Origin of the sequence: Pseudomonas sp., assembly GCF_030698175.1 — a bacterium.
GTDB lineage: Bacteria > Pseudomonadota > Gammaproteobacteria > Pseudomonadales > Pseudomonadaceae > Aquipseudomonas.
This window is the reverse complement of record NZ_JAUYNT010000029.1, coordinates 454,401-469,964: the sequence shown is the minus strand read 5'-3', so window position 1 is coordinate 469,964 and position 15,564 is coordinate 454,401. Positions and strand designations below refer to the sequence as shown.

Genomic DNA, 15,564 nt, shown 5'->3' with positions numbered 1-15,564 from the left:
ATCAAACCAAGTGGCTGGCAGCTGGGTAAGCTTAAGCCTCTACTTTTAAGGAGCTTTGCCATGAGCAAAAGCCTGGCCGACATGCGCCGCGACTACACCCGCGATGGTTTGTGTGAGAGCAATGCGCCTGCGGAGCCCTTTGCGCTGTTTCACCAATGGTTTGTTGATGCGGTGAGTACCGAGCAGCTGCCGGTGGAGCCAAACACCATGACCTTGGCGACTGTGGATGCCGAGGGTCGGCCGCATTGTCGGGTGCTGCTGCTGAAGGGGCTGGATGAGCGTGGTTTTACTTTTTTCACCAACTACGACAGCGCCAAGGGCGCGCAATTAGCGGCGCAGCCGTTTGCCGCCATGACCTTTTTTTGGCCCAGTCTCGAACGTCAGGTGCGCATCGAAGGGCGGGTCGAACGGGTCAGTTTGGCTGAGTCCGATACGTATTTTCAGGTGCGCCCGCTGGGCAGTCGCATTGGCGCTTGGGCGTCGCCGCAAAGCCAGGTGATTGCTGATCGTGGCGAGTTGGAAGAGTTGTTGGCGCAGACTGAGCGGCGCTTTATGCAGCAGGCCCCCCATTGTCCTGAGCATTGGGGCGGTTATCGCTTGCTGCCGGAGCGCATCGAGTTTTGGCAGGGGCGGGCGAGCCGCTTGCATGATCGACTCAACTACCGCTTGCTCGACAATGCTTGGCTGCGCGAGCGCCTGGCGCCTTAACAGGCCGTTGAAAAACTACTGCGCTCGGCTATGCGGCGTTGAAATCAGCCTCAAAATGCTCATGTACAGCTCGTACACTGTGCTTTTTCGGCTGATTTCGCCTTGCCTAGCCGTCGCTCGCTACATTTTTCAACAGCCTGTTAGCCGGGCTCAGTCTGCCTGATAGTCGTTGGCCGCTTGCTCCAGCCAGGCGGCTAATTGCTTGCTCTCCACGCCCTCGGCTTTGGCTGCCGCCAAACGCTGCAGCATATAGGCGCGTTTGGCGGCATCGGCGCCGGCCATCGAGAGCGCCAGGTCGCGGTCCGTCCAGCGCTTGATGCGCACATACAGCCACCAGTGAAAGTACAGGCCGCTGCTAACCGCGATGAAAATAATAAAATAATCCATAAAGCTTCCTGAGCCTGTGCTGAGAGTCCGCTGGCGGCTGAACTGGCGGGCTAATTCTAAGGTCAGAACTGGGTAAATACAGCAATTTACCCAGGCTGCGTCGTGACAGCGTCTGCGCCGCAGAGTCTAATAGACAACAGTCATTTATGGAGATACTGCAATGCGTAAGTCTGTTCTGTTGGCCGCCTCAATTACCGCGGTATCCTTGACCTTGGCTGGCTGCCAGTCGAGCTTAACCGGCGACAGCTATTCGCGTGACGAAGCCCGTACGGTGCAAACCGTACGCATGGGTACCATCGAATCCTTGCGCCCGGTAAAAATTGAAGGCAGCAAAACCCCGATCGGCGCCGGCGCCGGTGCGGTCATCGGTGGTGTTGGCGGTAGCTCGGTCGGTGGTGGTAAAGGCAGTATCGTCATGGCCGTAATAGGTGCCGTGGCCGGTGGCTTGCTGGGCGCGGCAACCGAAGAGGGCTTGACCCGTACTCAAGGTGTCGAAGTTACCGTGCGCGAAGATGACGGCAGCATGCGTGCCTATGTGCAGGAAGTGCAGCCCAATGAAATCTTCCGGGTTGGCGAGCGCGTGCGGATCATGAGCGTCAATGGCACCAGCCGCGTCGCCCACTAAAAGCGTGGCAATTAGAAGCCGACCCTCTGGGTCGGCTTTTTTGTGGCCGATGACTTAGGCTTGCTTGCGACTGCTCAGGTAGCAGATGGCAAAGCCCAGCAACGCCGCGAGGACTGAGCCGGTGAGGATGCCGACGCGATCCATGCCCGAGTATTCACTGACGTCAGGAATAAAGGCCAAGGAGCCGACAAACAGGCTCATGGTAAAGCCGATCCCGCAGAGAATCGCCAGCCCCAGCACTTGGCCCCAATTAGCGCCTTCGGGCAACTTGGCCAGCCCCGTCTTGATGATTAGCCAAGCAAAGCCGAACACCCCAATAGTTTTACCCGCCAGCAGGCCTGCGGTAATGCCCAGCGGGACTGGATGGAGAAAACTTTGCAGGCTCAGGCCAGCCAGGGGTACGCCGGCATTGGCGAAGGCAAAAATCGGCAAAATGGCAAAGGCGACCCAGGGGTGCAGGGCATTCTCCAGGGTTGCCAGGGGGGAGGGTTCCTCGTTACTTGAACGCAGTGGAATGCACAGCGCCAGGATCACTCCCGCCAAGGTGGCATGCACACCGCTCTTTAATACGCAGACCCACAGCAAGGTGCCGACCACCAGATAGGGGCTGAGTTTGCTCACCCCAAAGCGGTTCATCAGGAGCAGAATGCTGATAAATACCGCGGCCATTATCAACGACAACGTCGACAAGTCTGTGGAGTAGAACAGCGCAATAACGATGATGGCGCCAAGGTCGTCGATGATCGCCAGGGTCATCAGAAACAGTTTTAGGGATACCGGTACGCGTTTGCCCAGCAGCGCCAACACGCCGAGGGCGAAGGCGATGTCGGTGGCCATAGGAATGGCCCAGCCACCAATAGCCGCTGGATTGTCGTGGTTAAAGGCCCAATAGATCAGCGCCGGCACCAGCATGCCGCCAATCGCGGCGGCGCCTGGGAGCACCAGTTGTGAGGGTTCTTTGAGTTGGCCTTCGAGCACTTCGCGCTTCACTTCCAGGCCAATCAGCAGAAAGAACACCGCCATCAGGCCGTCGTTAATCCACAGCAGCAGCGGCTTGGCGATTTCTAAGGCGCCAAACTGCACGGCAACCGGTATGTCGAGCAGGCTGGTATAGAGAAAGCTCAAGGGGGAGTTATTGATGGTCATGGCCAGCACGGCGGCGGCGATCAGCAATAAACCGCTGGCAGATTCCAGCTCAAAGAAGCGAGTAAGAGTTGTGCGCATGGGAGGCGGTTGGTTATCCAGTGATAAATCAAGGACTAACCCTACCCCGTGAGGCGGTTTGATCAAACAAAAATCACATTCGTTTTTGTTATAAAAAATGTGCTTGAAACTGGTGTTGCTGTGCTGAGCAGCCCTGTTGATACGCCGGCTGCAGGGTTTTTACGCACTGCAGTCGGTCAGCCAGTGCTTAACCGCGCAGACGCAGGGTTAGGCCCTTGGGCGTGTGGTACTGCGCGCCTTTGCGCTTGCGCAACTGTGTAACCTAACCGCGCAGACGCAGGGTTAAACCCTTGAGGAAGTTACGCAGCAGTTGATCGCCGCAGGGGCGGAAGTTCTTTTGCCCCTCTTTACGAAACAGTGCACTGAGTTCTGGCTTGGAGACTGGGAAGTCGGCGGCTTGCAGAATGTCATGCAGGTCGGCGTCTTTAAGCTCAAAGGCAACCCGCAGTTTTTTCAAGATGACGTTGTTATTGATCGGCCATTGCACGGGCTGCGCCGGCAGGTTGTCGTTCTTGCCGCGCTTGAAAAACACCAGTCCGTCGAGGAAGTGCGCCATTACTTCGTCAGTGCATGGCACGCGGTTTTCATCTTCCTCGGGCAGCAAAAACGCCGCTAGCTCCGGCTGGGTAAGGCTGTAGTTGGCCTGGCTGAACACCTCCAGCACGGTCGCGTCATTGATATTGAGGCTGTAACGCAGGCTGCGCAGGACATCGTTATTGATCATGCAGGTCACTCAGGTAAAAGGGTGGATCGTTGGATAGCTAGGCTCTGTTGACGTAAGCGAACGCGCCGCGTTGCCGCGTCAAAGCCCGCCAGGCTAGGCGCAGGACGCCGGCAATGGTCATTCCCTTGCCAAGTCCTGCAACACCGCATGGCGGGCTTTGACGCGCAACCCGAAGGGACGGTGCTGTTTTGTCGCAGGGCGGCGTTACTCGTCGCTCGTTTGGAATAACCAAACCACGCTCCTCGTGCCTTGCCCTGCGACAAAACAGCCTCCGTCGCGGCATGTGCGCTTACGTCAACAGAGCCTAACATTCTACCGCGTGGCGGCGCTGCGCTGGGTCTTTGTCTGCGCTTGGGCAGCCCAGCGGGCAAATGTAGTGATGGCCACGAACTCAGGGTGCAATTGCAGATAGAATGCAGGCTAGGCAATCAAGGTATTGAACATGGCATTAATTGGCCGTTACAACAGTTTACAGGTGGTTAAGCACACCGACTTCGGGCTCTATCTGGATGGCGGCGCGGACGGTGAAATTCTGCTGCCCAAGCGCTACATCCCCAAGGATACGCCCAGCGAGGTAGAGGACTGGCTGAATGTGTTCATCTACCTGGACAGTGACGACAAGCTGATCGCCACCACCGAAAAGCCCAAGGTTCAAGTGGGTGAGTTCGCCAGCTTGAAGGTGCTGGAGGTCAACAGCATTGGTATCTTCCTCGACTGGGGGCTGTCCAAAGATTTGCTCCTGCCCTATTCGGAAGAGAAGCGTTCATTGCAGGCCGGCGACTACTGCGTGGTGCATGTTTATTTGGACAAACACACGCGGCGCATCACGGCCACGGCGCGGCTGGATCGTTATCTGGATCTGCGTCCCAACACCTATCACGTTGGCCAGAGCGTTGATCTGCTGGTGGCGGAATCAACCGAGATGGGCTTTAAGGCCATTATCAACAACCAGCACTGGGGCTTGATTCACAAGAACGAAGTGTTCAAGTTTTTGCGCAACGGCATCCGCGAGAAGGGCTTTATCAAAGAGCTGCGCGCCGACGGCAAAATCAGCCTGTCGCTGCAGCCAGTAGGGCAGGATGCGGCCGATGCCTTGCATCAGAAAATCCTGCAGTTGCTGCAAGAGAAGGGCGGCGTACTGCCGGTCAACGACAAGAGCGAGCCGCAGGTTATCAGTGACATGTTCGGTGTCAGCAAGGGCAACTTCAAAAAAGCCATTGGTGCGCTGTACAAGCAGGGCCTGATCGTTATCCACGCCGACCGTATCGAGCAGGTCTAACCGGCCGCTGAAAAACTACTGCGCTAGGCTATGCAGCGTTGAACTCAGCCCAAAATGCTCATTTACGAGCAGTAAACTGCGCTTTTTCGGCTGATTTCGCCTTGCCTAGCCGTCGCTCGCTACGTTTTTCAACGGCCTCGCCAAGACCGCTCTGCCTCGCCAGCCTTGGCGAGGCGTCTTTACAGCGCTGGGCTGTCGTCGGCTGGCTGGTTGGTAACCAAATCAGCGGTTGGTTGCAGTGGCTGGCTGGTCACAGTGAAGTCGGTGATTTCAATCAGCCCGCGGCCTTGACCCAGCAGGTGGAAGGAAAACGCCTTACGCGCCTGCAAATTGTCAAAGCTAAAACTCAGGTCTATCGGTTTGCCGCGAGTCAGTAGTGGCAGCGGCGGAATATCCAGCGTCACGTCGCGGTCAAATTCCTTGGTTTTTAGCTGCAGTTGCAGACCTTTTTTGTCCAGGTTCAACGCCCGCACCTTGAGGTGTACGGTAGTTTGCGAGCCTTGCGGCAGTTCCAGGTACTGCGCACCGACCAGGTTGGCGGTCCAGTCATCTAGATTCTTTTCGTGCAGTTTTACCTTGTCACGTTTAGCGAACTGGTACTGCTGGCCGAGTTGTCCGCTGAGCAGTGACTGATCGAGCAGGGTCGCGCGCATGGCCACCATGTTGGCTTGTTTGCCGGTGAAACGGCCCAGGTAACGTGCGCTGTCGGCAATAAAGCCGTCGCTGGCATAGCGCCGGCAAACATGCTGAAAGTTGCATTCAACAAACTGCCCCTTGCCATCGTGCTGGCGCAGCATGCCGTTGGTGTAGGACATGATCTCGCGGCCGTTGCTGTAGTCGCGAAACAGCGAGCGGCCGGAGATGTTGGCCGGCACCGGCAGGTCGAAGTAGTCGAGTATCGAGGCAGTTAAATCAACGTGGCCATAGACCCCCGGTTTGATCGCCGGCAGTGCTGCTTGCTCGGGCGCCAACACCAGATTGAAACCCCAGGCCGAAGCCAGGCGCACGCCCTCAAGGCCATGGGATTCATCGGAGGTAATGATGACCAGGGTGTCTTTGAGCACGCCTTGTTTTTCCAGGCCGCTGAGGAAACTGTCGATGGCATCGTCCAGATAGCCCACTGCCGCCTGTTTAGGGCTGTCGTAACGGGCTAAGTAGTCGTCAGTCGAGGCGTAGGGTTGGTGAGTGCCAACCGTCAGCAGCGTGAGCATCCAGGGTTTTTGCTGTTTGCGCAGTTGGCGTACGTAGGTCAGCGCGCCCTCAAAGTACGACTTGTCATCCATGCCCCAGGCGAACTCGAGCTGTGGCTTTTTGCGAAACCATTCGCGGCCGTGGGTTTGGTTAAACCCCATGCGCGGCATGATTTTGTCTTTGGCCATAAATTGCAGCCCGGCGCCCTGCAAGAAGTGCGTGCTAAAGCCTTGGCCGCTCATTTGTGCCGGCAGGCATTGCTGGTTGCGCTGGTTGTTATTGTTGAGCAACTCGACGCCTTTTGGGGTGCCGCTGTCGAGCTTGCTGTAATCGCCGCAGAGCATGGCATACAGGCCGCGGATGGTCTGATGGCTGTGCAGTACGTAATCCGGGGTGGTCATTGCGCGCTCGGCCCAACGGCTGAGTTTGGGCATTAAATTTTCTTGATAGCTACTGTGAACGGCATTGCGACTGGCGGCTATATAGGCCCCAGGGATGCCTTCGACGGTAATGATCAGCACGTTGCGCGCCTTGCCGGCGCCGGCAATCAAACGTGTGCCGTTAAGGTCGAGTTGGCTGAGCCCGGCGATGTCGACGGGGCTGTCGACCGGGCTGTCATCGAGCCAGCTATCGAGCTGTTGCTGACCGGCATTTACGGCGGTGGCGAGCAGCTTGTGCGGCAGGTTGAATTGACGCCATTCATCGGCCTCGCTCGGCTGCAAGTAAGACGCCGTGCTATGACCGAGCAGCAATAAAAGTGGTGCGGCATAGAGGTAGCGCGAGCGGCGTGTTGGGTCTGGCAATTGACGCCGGGCCGACAGCAGGTACAGCACAATGCCCAGTCCCAGTAGCAAGCTCAGGGCCAGAAACGGGTGAGCGATGCCGCCACCTTCGGTGGACTGACTGAGAAATTGTGCATCGGTTAGATAATGCAGGTCGCTGGCCTCCGGCATACGCCCGACGGCGCTGACCAATTCGGCGGCGCCCAAGCTCAGCAGCGCCCAGAAGAGCAGCACTGGCAGTGTCAGCCATAGCGATCGTTGGCGCAGAAACAATAGCAGCAGACCGCCGATGGCAAGGTCTGAGACATAGCCACGTGGGTCAGACCAGCCGAGTAAAAAACGACTGGCCAGCGGAAGCGCCAGCAGCAACAGTGCAAGACCGAGGCTGGCAGTGGGTTTTGGCAGCCAGCGGCTGAGAGGGCGCACAGAAACTCCTAGAGCAAGAGTGCTTGGTTGGGTGACTAAGCGCACTTAACGAGCGTTAATCAGTTTGAAACAGGAATCTGCTATGCGCCAGTAGACCGCAAAAAATCAGTTAAATTCACTGGCCTGTGAGTGGCTTCTGCTGCTTGCTGTGACGCCCACGCGGGCAGACACTGAAGCAGTTATGAGTGACCAGTAGCAACGGCATAAAAGGGGTGAATTTGATGAGTTTTACCAAACACGGCGTGCTGATTTTTATCGCGATATGGACGTTGCCAGTGTTGGTGGCTGAACCGCTAAAGCGCCAACCTCAAGCTATTGAGGTGTACTCGGTGAGCCCCGGCGCTTCGGGCAGTATCAGTAGCTCTTCACGCAGCCAGGGTTATGAGGTTGCGCCCGTGCCGGGTCTGCCCAGTGGCGTGTCGACGCGCAGCAGCACTGTGTATGGCGGTTCGACGCTGCAACAATCGGGTGGCATTCGCCAGAGCACTGAGTATCCCAACGGCCTGCGTGTGCCACAGCAGTCTGTGCAGGGCAGTTACCAGTATCAGCGTGACGAATAAATCGCCCGGCAGGGTGATGCCGTTGCTATCGGCAAACGCTGCAGTTGAGTCTGACGGAGTCAGCTATGGGTGAGTTAGGCGCTAAACACTGTGCTTGGTTGTCGTGTGCAGGGGGGCGCACCGGGCAGGCTTGGCGCTCGAAACAGCGCGGCGGATAAACCGGCGATCCAGCACTCGTATCGCCTTGGCGTGGCTATGCTTAAGCAACCGGCATGTGCGCCGCTGAGGAGGCTGGTATGAATCCGTTATCCACCGAGATGTTGTTGGATTTTTGGTCCTCGTCGGCCCTGCAAGTCAACTTGTTGATTTTCATGAACCTGTTTGGTGCGCTGATACTCGGCTGTTTGGTCGGTTATGAGCGCGCTTACCATGGTCGCGCGGCGGGTATGCGCACCTATGGCTTGGTGTGCATGGCCTCGGCGGCATTGACGGTGATTGCGGGTTTTTCCCTGGATTGGTACGGCGGGCATGGGGCGCCCAACCCGACCGGTAGTGATCCGACGCGGATTATTCAGGGCATTGTCACCGGCATTGGTTTTCTCGGTGCCGGGGTGATCATGAAAGAGGGCATGAGCATCAGTGGTCTGACCACGGCGGCGTCGATTTGGGCCTCGTCGGCCATCGGGGTGATGGTTGGGGTCGGCTTTTATGCCGCGGCAATCATGCTCGCGCTGCTGTCGGCGCTGTGCATGCTCGGTTTGTCGCGGTTAGAGACGTACTTGCCGCAGCGCCCGGCGATTGGCATTACCTTGCGCTTTGATCCGGGCTTTCAACCCGATGAAGGTGAGCTGCGCGGTTTTCTAATGAGTCACGGCTTTGACATGGCGATGGGCTCGATCAGCATTACCTACAGCAAGGGCAGCGCCGAGTGGCGTTTTGTCGCCATCGCCCGTTGCCGCCGCTGTGGCACGCCGATGATTGCCCTGGCGCAAAGCTTGGAGCTGCACGCCGGGATCAAAAACTTCAATATCGTGCACGCGCGCAACTGAGCCGCGCACTGCCATAAGCCATTACTGCGGCTGGTCCCAGAGTGATTCCAGGCGCGCATCGCGGCCACAGCCGTTACGGTAGTAGTTGTAGCGCAGCGGATTTTTGCTGTGGTAGTCCTGATGGTAGTCCTCGGCGGGGTAGAAGGTGCTGGCTGGCAGAATCTGCGTCGCGATAGGCGCCGGTAATCGTCCAGATGCGGCCAGGGTTGCCTTGGACGCTTCGGCTATTTGTTTTTGCTGCGGGTTGCTATAAAAAATCGCACTGAGGTATTGCGGGCCGCTGTCGCAGAACTGGCCGTCAGCATTCAGCGGGTCAATGGTCGGCCAGTAGGCTTCCAGCAGTTTAGCGTAGCTGATTTTGCTCGGGTCAAAACGCACTTGCACCGCTTCGAAGTGGCCGCTTTGGCCGGCGGATACTGCCTCATAACTGGGATTGGCCAAGGTGCCACCAATGTAGCCCGAGGTGGTCGAGAGCACGCCGGCAACCTTGTCAAAATCCGACTCTGTGCACCAGAAGCAACCTCCGGCAAAGATCGCCACGGCACTGTTGTTCGGGCTTGCAGCGTCCGCCGCGGCGGCAAAGTTATGCCCCCCCAGCAGGCTGATCATCAGTGCGCCGAGACGCAGGCTGCTGCGTAACGGCATAGAAATGCTAGGCATGATTAGCTCCGCAACGCCGGCAAGGCTTCAGTTTTAGGAATAAAGTGCAGCGCCACACCATTGTTGCACCAGCGTTCGCCTCGCGGCGCCGGGCCGTCGTCAAAGCGGTGCCCCTGATGGCCGCCACAACGGGCGCAGTGGTATTCGGTGCGCGGCAAAATCAATTTGAAGTCGCGGCTCAGCGCCACATGCCCGGCAAGCGGCTGGGTAAAGCTCGGCCAGCCGGTGCCGCTGTCGAATTTGCTGGCGCTGTCGAACAGCGGCAAATAGCAGGCGGCGCAAATGTACGTACCGTCGCGGTGTTCATCGTTTAACGGGCTGGAACCTGAGCGCTCGGTGTCTTCGTCAAACAGCACGGCGTAAGCCTCAGGCGACAGCAGCGGACGCCAAGTTTCGTGGGCTTTGCCGAGGGCTTGAATGGTTTGCGCGCCAGGTTCGGCGTCGCTCGCAGCGCTGGCAAAGCGGCTGAGTAACGCCAGGGGGCCAAGCAGGGCCAGGCTGTGTAGCAGGGTGCGTCGTTGCATGGGACTCATCCGCAGGTAGTGGGCAAACAGTAGAGTCAGCCTTGAGCGAAAAATTACAACGCCCGGCTGATCTTTCACCTTTACCCGCACTGGGAGCCTCTACCGGGCGATCTCAGCTGGGTTCAGATTTCTCCAGGGTGCGGCGTAATTTGCGCATGGCATACCACACCGCGCCGACACAGAGCGGCACGGCCAGGCCGGTGATCAAGGCGCTGTTATCAATCAGGCCGAGGGCTTTGGCTGACTCGGCCAGGTACTTGGTCAACCCTACTAAGTAGTAGCTGATCGCCGCGACGGACAGGCCTTCGACCGTTTGTTGCAGGCGTAATTGAATGTGGCTGCGCTGGTCCATATTCAGCATCAGGCTTTGGTTTTGCGCTTCGATGGTCAGATTGATCCGGGTGCGCAACAGTTCGCTGGCGCGGTCGATGCGCCGGGACAAATCATTCAGCTCATTGCGCACCGCCTCGCAGGTGCGCCAGGCCGGGGTTAGGCGGCGTTGGAGGAACTCGCGAAAGGTCTGCAAACCGCCAACTTCCTGCTCGCGCAACTCTTCTAGGCGATTGATGATCAGCTGGTAATAGGCTTGGGCTGCGGAGAAACGAAAGTTGTTGTCGGAGATCAGTTTTTCAATTCGCGCGGCCAGGCTGCTGAGTTCAGCCAGCAGGCGGCGCTCATCGTTGAGCCCGGCAATCTGGTTGATTTGCTGGATTACCGTGGCCAGCTGCTGGTCCATGGTTTTGACCTCCGGGGCGATGCTTTTGGCCGCCGGCAGGGCCAGCAATAGCATCATTCGGTAGGTTTCCATCTCCAGCAAGGTGCGCACCAAGCGTCCGCTTTGGCAGGGGTTGAGTTCGCGGTTATGGATAAGGATTCGTCCGCTGCCGTCGCTGTGGATGCGGTAGGCGCTCCACAGGCGGGCCTTGTGCTCTTTAACTTCGGAGCTGATCAGTCGGTGGCCCTCAAAGTACTGACGAATCAGCTCGGGGCCCGGTTCTTCGTCCGGTGCCTGGACGAGTTCTAGGTGCAGGGCGCTGATCAGTTTGCCCGGCAGGTTGTTGAGCCAGTGAGTGGGCAACAAAGTCAGCGGGCTGCTGCTGAAGGGCGATGGCTCAGCGCTCTGGCAGATCAGCGTGTAGGTGGAGAACTCGGTATGCCGCTCCCAGCGCAGCTCAAAGCCACCAAAGTTCTGGTAATAGCAGGATGATTCGGCGGTCGGCGGCAGCACCGCATGGCGTGCGCACAGCGCCTGCAAGTGCTGGTGCTCGGCGTCATTGGCCGGCTCCTCGCGCAATAGCACTAGATGCGCCAGGCAGCTTGGGGTTTGCAGTACCGGGAAGGGGCGGGCATGCAGTTCATTGAACAGCGACTCGCGGGCCGGATGAAACGCCAAGTTTGGCGTGTCAGTCGGCGCCGGCTCAGGGCAAAGTCCAGCGGGCGGCAAGGTCTGGTTCATCGACTGTGTGTCCATCGGAGCGCCGGCCTTTTCTGCCAGCAAATTGAAAGTAGGGTGCGGCAGTATTTACGCCACGGTGACTTAAGAGCAAGACGCAGCCGAGCCGAGCGGCGGCACCTGTTTAGTCGACAGCAAGGATCGGCGGCTGCCAGACCAGCGCCAGCAGTGGTTGTTTTTGTTGGTAGCGGCGCAGTCGATCAGTCAGCGCCGCCGGCAGCTTGGTGGCCAGTTGAAAACCTTGGCGTTGATAGAAAGCTAGCAGGTCGGGATGACAAAACAGCCAGACCGGGCCAGCACGGCTATGCAATAACTGCCGCAGCAGAGTGCTGGCGATGCCTTGCTGGCGGCGCTGGCTGGCCACCAACAGGGCTGTTAGCCACTGGCCGTGCTCTATGGGTTTAAGGCAGCAGGCGGCGATAATTTGCCCTTGTCGGGCGATCCACACCTGTTCACTGCGGCCGACGCGCATGTTGGAGCGCTGGCTTTTGTAGAACTTATTGGCCAGTGGCAATAATTCGTTAGCCAGGGGTTGATAATGAATCGCCTCGACTGCCTGGCTCATGCCCGTGCGCGGGCAAACTGGGCGAGGGCGTGGGCGGCAATCTCGGCCAGGTCGCTGCGGGTAAAAAACGCGCCATCGCGAGTCAGGGTGGCCAACCCATGCAGGGTTGCCCAAAGCAATTGCGCCGAGCGCAAGGCATTGCTGCTGGCAGCCAGTTGCCCTGCCGCTTGCAACCGCTCGAACAGGTGCACGTACTGGCGAAAACAATCCTTGGCAGCGCGCTGAAACTGGGTGGTGCTGGTGGCATCGCCGAGGGTCGATGAGTCAAGTTGCCAGAGGGTTTGCCCGAACATCAGTTGATACAACGCCGGCTGCGCCTGAGCAAAATCCAGATAACCCAGCACGGCCTGTTGCAACCGTTGTTCGAGGGCGATTTGCTCGTCACTGACCAGTTGTTGCAGCAAGGCGGCTAGCTCGACAAAGCCTTGTTCGGCGACGGCGGCCAGCAGTGCTTGTTTGTCTTTGAAGTGGTGATAGGGCGCCGCCCGCGACACCCCTGTCAGCTCGGCCAGGCGTCGCAACGACAAAGCCTCGCTGCCCTCGGCGCGCAGCAATTGCAGGCTGTTGTCGAGCAGGCTTTGGCGCAAGTTGCCGTGGTGGTAGAGGTTGCTGGTGGCGGTCATCGGTGACTCTTTGTGGCGGCTAAAAGGCGGGCGAGTGGGCTTGACAGTCTCAGGATCGCGCCTCTATCTTGACGCCGTCAAGATAATTTCTCCACGCCCACCGCGGCTTCGCACAGGTTTGTCTGCCATGACCTATAAGAGTTTTAACGTCACCCTTGCCAACCACGTTGCCCATGTCCAACTGGCACGCCCAGAGGCAATGAACTCGATGAATGCCGATTTTTGGCTGGAGTTGCCGCTGTGCATGCGTGAACTGGAGGCCAGCGGCGAGGCGCGGGTGATTGTGATTTCCTCCACCGGCAAGCATTTCTCGGCCGGCATGGATTTGGGCGTGTTTACCAACCCCAAGGCGGTGCCCATGGGCGGCGACCCGGCGCGTATGGCGGAAAACCTGCGCCGCGTGGTGCTGCAACTGCAAGCCAGTTTGAGCAGCCTGGAGGAGGTGCGCTTGCCGGTGCTGGTGGCGATTCAAGGCGGTTGCATCGGTGGCGCCCTGGACATGGTCTGCGCCGCCGACAGCCGCTATTGCTCGGCCGATGCCTACTTCACCATCAAGGAAACCGAGCTGGGCATGACCGCCGATGTCGGCACCTTGCAACGTTTGCCCAAGTTGTTGCCGCAAGGCGTGGTGCGCGAGCTGGCCTATACCGGGCGCAAATTCAGCGCCGACGAAGCCAAGGCCCTGGGCTTTGTCAATCAGGTGTATGCCAGCCATGGGGAAATGCTCGACGCGGTGCTGGCGATTGCCGCGCAGATCGCCGGCCATTCACCGCTGGCGGTCAGCGGCTGCAAGGAAATGCTCAACTTCAGCCGCGATCACAGTGTCGCCGATAGCTTGAAATACATGGCCACGTGGCAGTCGGGAATGTTTCGCCCCAACGAGATGCTCAAGACCTTTCAAGCCAAGGCCACCAAGACCACCGCGACCTTCGACGGTCTGTTTCCGGTTAAGGGTTTGTTTGAGCAATAAGCCTGAGTGCGTGGCGACGCTCAGCGGGCGTCGCCGCGCTTAGCGAACCCAGTCGCTTAAGCGCAGGACCAGCTCGTGCTTGGTACCCTTGAGGCGTAGTTGCTGTGGGCTCAAATCGGCCTCGCTCCAGTCACTCAGGGTGCTGGTCATGGCGGCTTCCCAGTCTTGCTGTGGCGATTGGCAGAGCATCATGGTCGAGGCCATCTTGCTGATGCGCAGTTGCTGGCCCTGGATTTCTACCTGGCCCATAAATCTATTGCAGCCGGCATTGCCGTTGGCGCGCAGTTGCTCGCCAATTTCCAGGTCGGGTTGCCGACCTTTCTCGGCGACCACCGGCTGGCCGTCGATCTGCTCCAGCACCCAGTGATGGTGCTGCAGGCTTTCAGCCGTTAGCGGCGTACCGCTTGGTGCGTTGGCACAGGCGCTGAGCAGGGCCGTCATGCCGATAAGGCTTAGGTAGTTGCCGCGCATAAAGTCTCCTTGGATTGAGCTTTAGCTGTTAACGCTTGCCCATCGAGCGACGCGTACCATTGGGCGCCCGGCTGGGGGTTTTGTCGTGACTGGACTTGTTGCCTTGCTGATGCCACGGCTGCTCGGCGTCCTTGTTCGGGGCAAAAGTCGCCGGCGAGAACGGGAAGCGAAACGCTGGAATCTTGCTCGCCGGTGCGGTTGCGTCGTTAGGTTGCGTCGCTACGTCGGGTTGAGTGTCGGCGTTGGCTGTTGGGCTGGTCATGGTTAATCCGTTAAAGCGAATGGCTTGAGTTAAGTGCGCAGCGGGCTTGCGCGAACCCGGACAGTATACCGGCTTAGCGGCCGGGGTTGCTGTTGGGGCGGATGTTGAGCTGTTGGCGCAGCGGCGTTAGCAGCTCGGATAGGCCGTTGTGGTCGATCTCCTGCATCAGCTGCAGCAGCTGGCCGATTTCCCCCTTGGGGAAACCTTCGCGGGCAAACCAGTTGAGGTATTGACCGGGCAGATCGGCAATCAGCCGGCCTTTGTATTTGCCGTAGGGCATTTGTCGGGTGAGCAGCAGTAAGAGATCTTCGGGTTTCATCGGCGGCGCTTAGCGGTCGTTGGCGGCGAGAATGCGCGCCACTTGCTGTGGCTGACACTTGAGGTAGGCCGAGGATTTGGCCAGGCGCCGGTCGGGATACCAGGAGTACATAAACTGGCCGCCCTTGAGTTTGTCGATCACCCGCTTGGCCACCTCCGGGCGCACCGCCGGACAGCCTTGGCTACGGCCAATGCGGCCTTGGCGCTGGCTCCAGAGTGGGTTCACGTAGTCGGCGCCATGAATCACGATGGCGCGCTCGCGGGCCAGGTCATTCACCCCAGGCTCCAGGCCGTCCATGCGCAGCGAATAACCGTGGCTGCCTTGATAACTCTCTTGGGTGCGAAATAGTCCAAGGCTGGACTGATAGCTGCCGACTCGATTGGAGAAGCGGGTGGCGAAGTTTTCGCCAGATTTATTGCCGTGGGCGACTAAGTCTTGCAGTAACAGGGTTTGTTTTTGTAGGTCAAAAATCCATAACCGCCGGGCCGTTGACGGCTCGGAGTAATCGATTATCGCCAGCCGTTGCGCTTGGGCGGCGCCGCTGTTGAGGGCGCACTGTACGGCGCTCAAGGCTTGCTGTAAGGCCTGTGGATTAAGCTTGGGCGCGGCGCGGGAAAGGCTGTTAAACAATGGTTGGGTATTGCTGTTGGTGGCCAGTGCCGGCACTGAACAACTGGCGGAAATCGCGGTGGCCAGGCAAAGCCTGCGCAAGAAATTAAACATGCGAGAGAGTCCCCAAAAAGTAGGCTCCCGACTTCCTGTCGTTACCCTCACTGGTCTGTTTATACTTAGCGATGCACGCTAAGCGTTGCCAGTTTAGGT

Annotated in this window: 19 protein-coding genes; 6 read left to right on the top strand and 13 right to left on the bottom strand. The window is 58.6% G+C overall.

The genetic code is table 11. The annotated features are described in order from the left end of the window. Positions 1 to 60: 60 nt before the first annotated feature. Positions 61 to 708: a pyridoxamine 5'-phosphate oxidase gene (gene pdxH, locus Q8R10_RS17465; protein ID WP_305655122.1), complete on the top strand. Its 648-nt coding sequence runs from the start codon at positions 61 to 63 to the stop codon at positions 706 to 708. A gap of 150 nt (positions 709 to 858) precedes the next feature. Here the strand turns inward: pdxH and Q8R10_RS17460 are convergent, their stop codons facing one another. Further along, the gene (locus tag Q8R10_RS17460; protein ID WP_305655121.1) at positions 859 to 1,095 is read right to left on the bottom strand and encodes a hypothetical protein; all 237 of its coding nucleotides are present in this window, start codon (positions 1,093 to 1,095) and stop codon (positions 859 to 861) included. Positions 1,096 to 1,255: 160 nt separating this feature from the next. Here Q8R10_RS17460 and Q8R10_RS17455 point away from each other — a divergent pair, with 160 nt between their 5' ends. Next, entirely contained in the window at positions 1,256 to 1,720 is a 465-nt protein-coding gene (locus Q8R10_RS17455) for a hypothetical protein (RefSeq protein WP_305655120.1), read from the top strand. A 54-nt stretch (positions 1,721 to 1,774) separates the two neighbouring features. Here the strand turns inward: Q8R10_RS17455 and nhaA are convergent, their stop codons facing one another. Beyond that, on the bottom strand, positions 1,775 to 2,944 hold the full coding sequence (nhaA, locus tag Q8R10_RS17450; RefSeq protein ID WP_305655119.1) for a Na+/H+ antiporter NhaA: 1,170 nt from the start codon (positions 2,942 to 2,944) through the stop codon (positions 1,775 to 1,777). Between the two features lie 262 nt (positions 2,945 to 3,206). Further along, complete coding sequence (locus Q8R10_RS17445; RefSeq protein ID WP_305655118.1) at positions 3,207 to 3,668, bottom strand: DUF1456 family protein; 462 nt, start codon at positions 3,666 to 3,668, stop codon at positions 3,207 to 3,209. A 442-nt stretch (positions 3,669 to 4,110) separates the two neighbouring features. On the opposite strand from Q8R10_RS17445, the gene Q8R10_RS17440 reads away from it, so the two are divergent. Next, positions 4,111 to 4,947, top strand: coding sequence for a S1 RNA-binding domain-containing protein (locus tag Q8R10_RS17440; RefSeq protein WP_305655117.1), 837 nt, complete (start codon positions 4,111 to 4,113; stop codon positions 4,945 to 4,947). 179 nt (positions 4,948 to 5,126) lie between these two features. On the opposite strand, the gene Q8R10_RS17435 is transcribed toward Q8R10_RS17440, so the two are convergent. Beyond that, positions 5,127 to 7,346, bottom strand: coding sequence for an LTA synthase family protein (locus Q8R10_RS17435; RefSeq protein WP_305655116.1), 2,220 nt, complete (start codon positions 7,344 to 7,346; stop codon positions 5,127 to 5,129). A 221-nt stretch (positions 7,347 to 7,567) separates the two neighbouring features. Between Q8R10_RS17435 and Q8R10_RS17430 the strand changes: the two genes are divergently transcribed. Both Q8R10_RS17430 and Q8R10_RS17425 read left to right on the top strand, forming a co-directional pair. Next, entirely contained in the window at positions 7,568 to 7,906 is a 339-nt protein-coding gene (locus Q8R10_RS17430; RefSeq protein WP_305655115.1) for a hypothetical protein, read from the top strand. A 236-nt stretch (positions 7,907 to 8,142) separates the two neighbouring features. Further along, entirely contained in the window at positions 8,143 to 8,895 is a 753-nt protein-coding gene (locus Q8R10_RS17425) for an MgtC/SapB family protein (protein ID WP_305655114.1), read from the top strand. Positions 8,896 to 8,916: 21 nt separating this feature from the next. Here Q8R10_RS17425 and msrA read toward each other — a convergent pair whose 3' ends face one another. The 5 genes from msrA to Q8R10_RS17400 all read right to left on the bottom strand — a co-directional run bounded on the left by msrA (position 8,917) and on the right by Q8R10_RS17400 (position 12,720). Next, entirely contained in the window at positions 8,917 to 9,555 is a 639-nt protein-coding gene (gene msrA / locus Q8R10_RS17420; protein WP_305655113.1) for a peptide-methionine (S)-S-oxide reductase MsrA, read from the bottom strand. 2 nt (positions 9,556 to 9,557) lie between these two features. Continuing rightward, on the bottom strand, positions 9,558 to 10,079 hold the full coding sequence (msrB, locus tag Q8R10_RS17415; protein ID WP_305655112.1) for a peptide-methionine (R)-S-oxide reductase MsrB: 522 nt from the start codon (positions 10,077 to 10,079) through the stop codon (positions 9,558 to 9,560). A 112-nt stretch (positions 10,080 to 10,191) separates the two neighbouring features. Further along, positions 10,192 to 11,535, bottom strand: coding sequence for a DUF3422 family protein (locus Q8R10_RS17410; RefSeq protein ID WP_305655111.1), 1,344 nt, complete (start codon positions 11,533 to 11,535; stop codon positions 10,192 to 10,194). Positions 11,536 to 11,656: 121 nt separating this feature from the next. Continuing rightward, the gene (locus Q8R10_RS17405) at positions 11,657 to 12,097 is read right to left on the bottom strand and encodes a GNAT family N-acetyltransferase (RefSeq protein ID WP_305655110.1); all 441 of its coding nucleotides are present in this window, start codon (positions 12,095 to 12,097) and stop codon (positions 11,657 to 11,659) included. After that, positions 12,094 to 12,720, bottom strand: coding sequence for a TetR/AcrR family transcriptional regulator (locus tag Q8R10_RS17400; protein WP_305655109.1), 627 nt, complete (start codon positions 12,718 to 12,720; stop codon positions 12,094 to 12,096). The genes Q8R10_RS17405 and Q8R10_RS17400 overlap by 4 nt, the downstream gene beginning before the upstream one ends. 127 nt (positions 12,721 to 12,847) lie before the next feature. Here Q8R10_RS17400 and Q8R10_RS17395 point away from each other — a divergent pair, with 127 nt between their 5' ends. After that, positions 12,848 to 13,690, top strand: a complete 843-nt coding sequence (locus Q8R10_RS17395) for a crotonase/enoyl-CoA hydratase family protein (RefSeq protein WP_305655108.1) — start codon at positions 12,848 to 12,850, stop codon at positions 13,688 to 13,690. 39 nt (positions 13,691 to 13,729) lie between these two features. On the opposite strand, the gene Q8R10_RS17390 is transcribed toward Q8R10_RS17395, so the two are convergent. From Q8R10_RS17390 to Q8R10_RS17375, 4 genes are all read right to left on the bottom strand, one after another. Further along, the gene (locus tag Q8R10_RS17390; RefSeq protein WP_305655107.1) at positions 13,730 to 14,161 is read right to left on the bottom strand and encodes an META domain-containing protein; all 432 of its coding nucleotides are present in this window, start codon (positions 14,159 to 14,161) and stop codon (positions 13,730 to 13,732) included. Between the two features lie 28 nt (positions 14,162 to 14,189). Then, entirely contained in the window at positions 14,190 to 14,423 is a 234-nt protein-coding gene (locus tag Q8R10_RS17385; protein WP_305655106.1) for a hypothetical protein, read from the bottom strand. Positions 14,424 to 14,496: 73 nt separating this feature from the next. Next, a complete protein-coding gene (locus Q8R10_RS17380) occupies positions 14,497 to 14,742 on the bottom strand; it encodes a DUF3820 family protein (RefSeq protein WP_305655105.1) in 246 nt (81 codons plus the stop codon). Between the two features lie 9 nt (positions 14,743 to 14,751). Further along, positions 14,752 to 15,465, bottom strand: coding sequence for a murein L,D-transpeptidase catalytic domain family protein (locus Q8R10_RS17375; protein WP_305655104.1), 714 nt, complete (start codon positions 15,463 to 15,465; stop codon positions 14,752 to 14,754). Between the last annotated feature and the right edge of the window lie 99 nt (positions 15,466 to 15,564).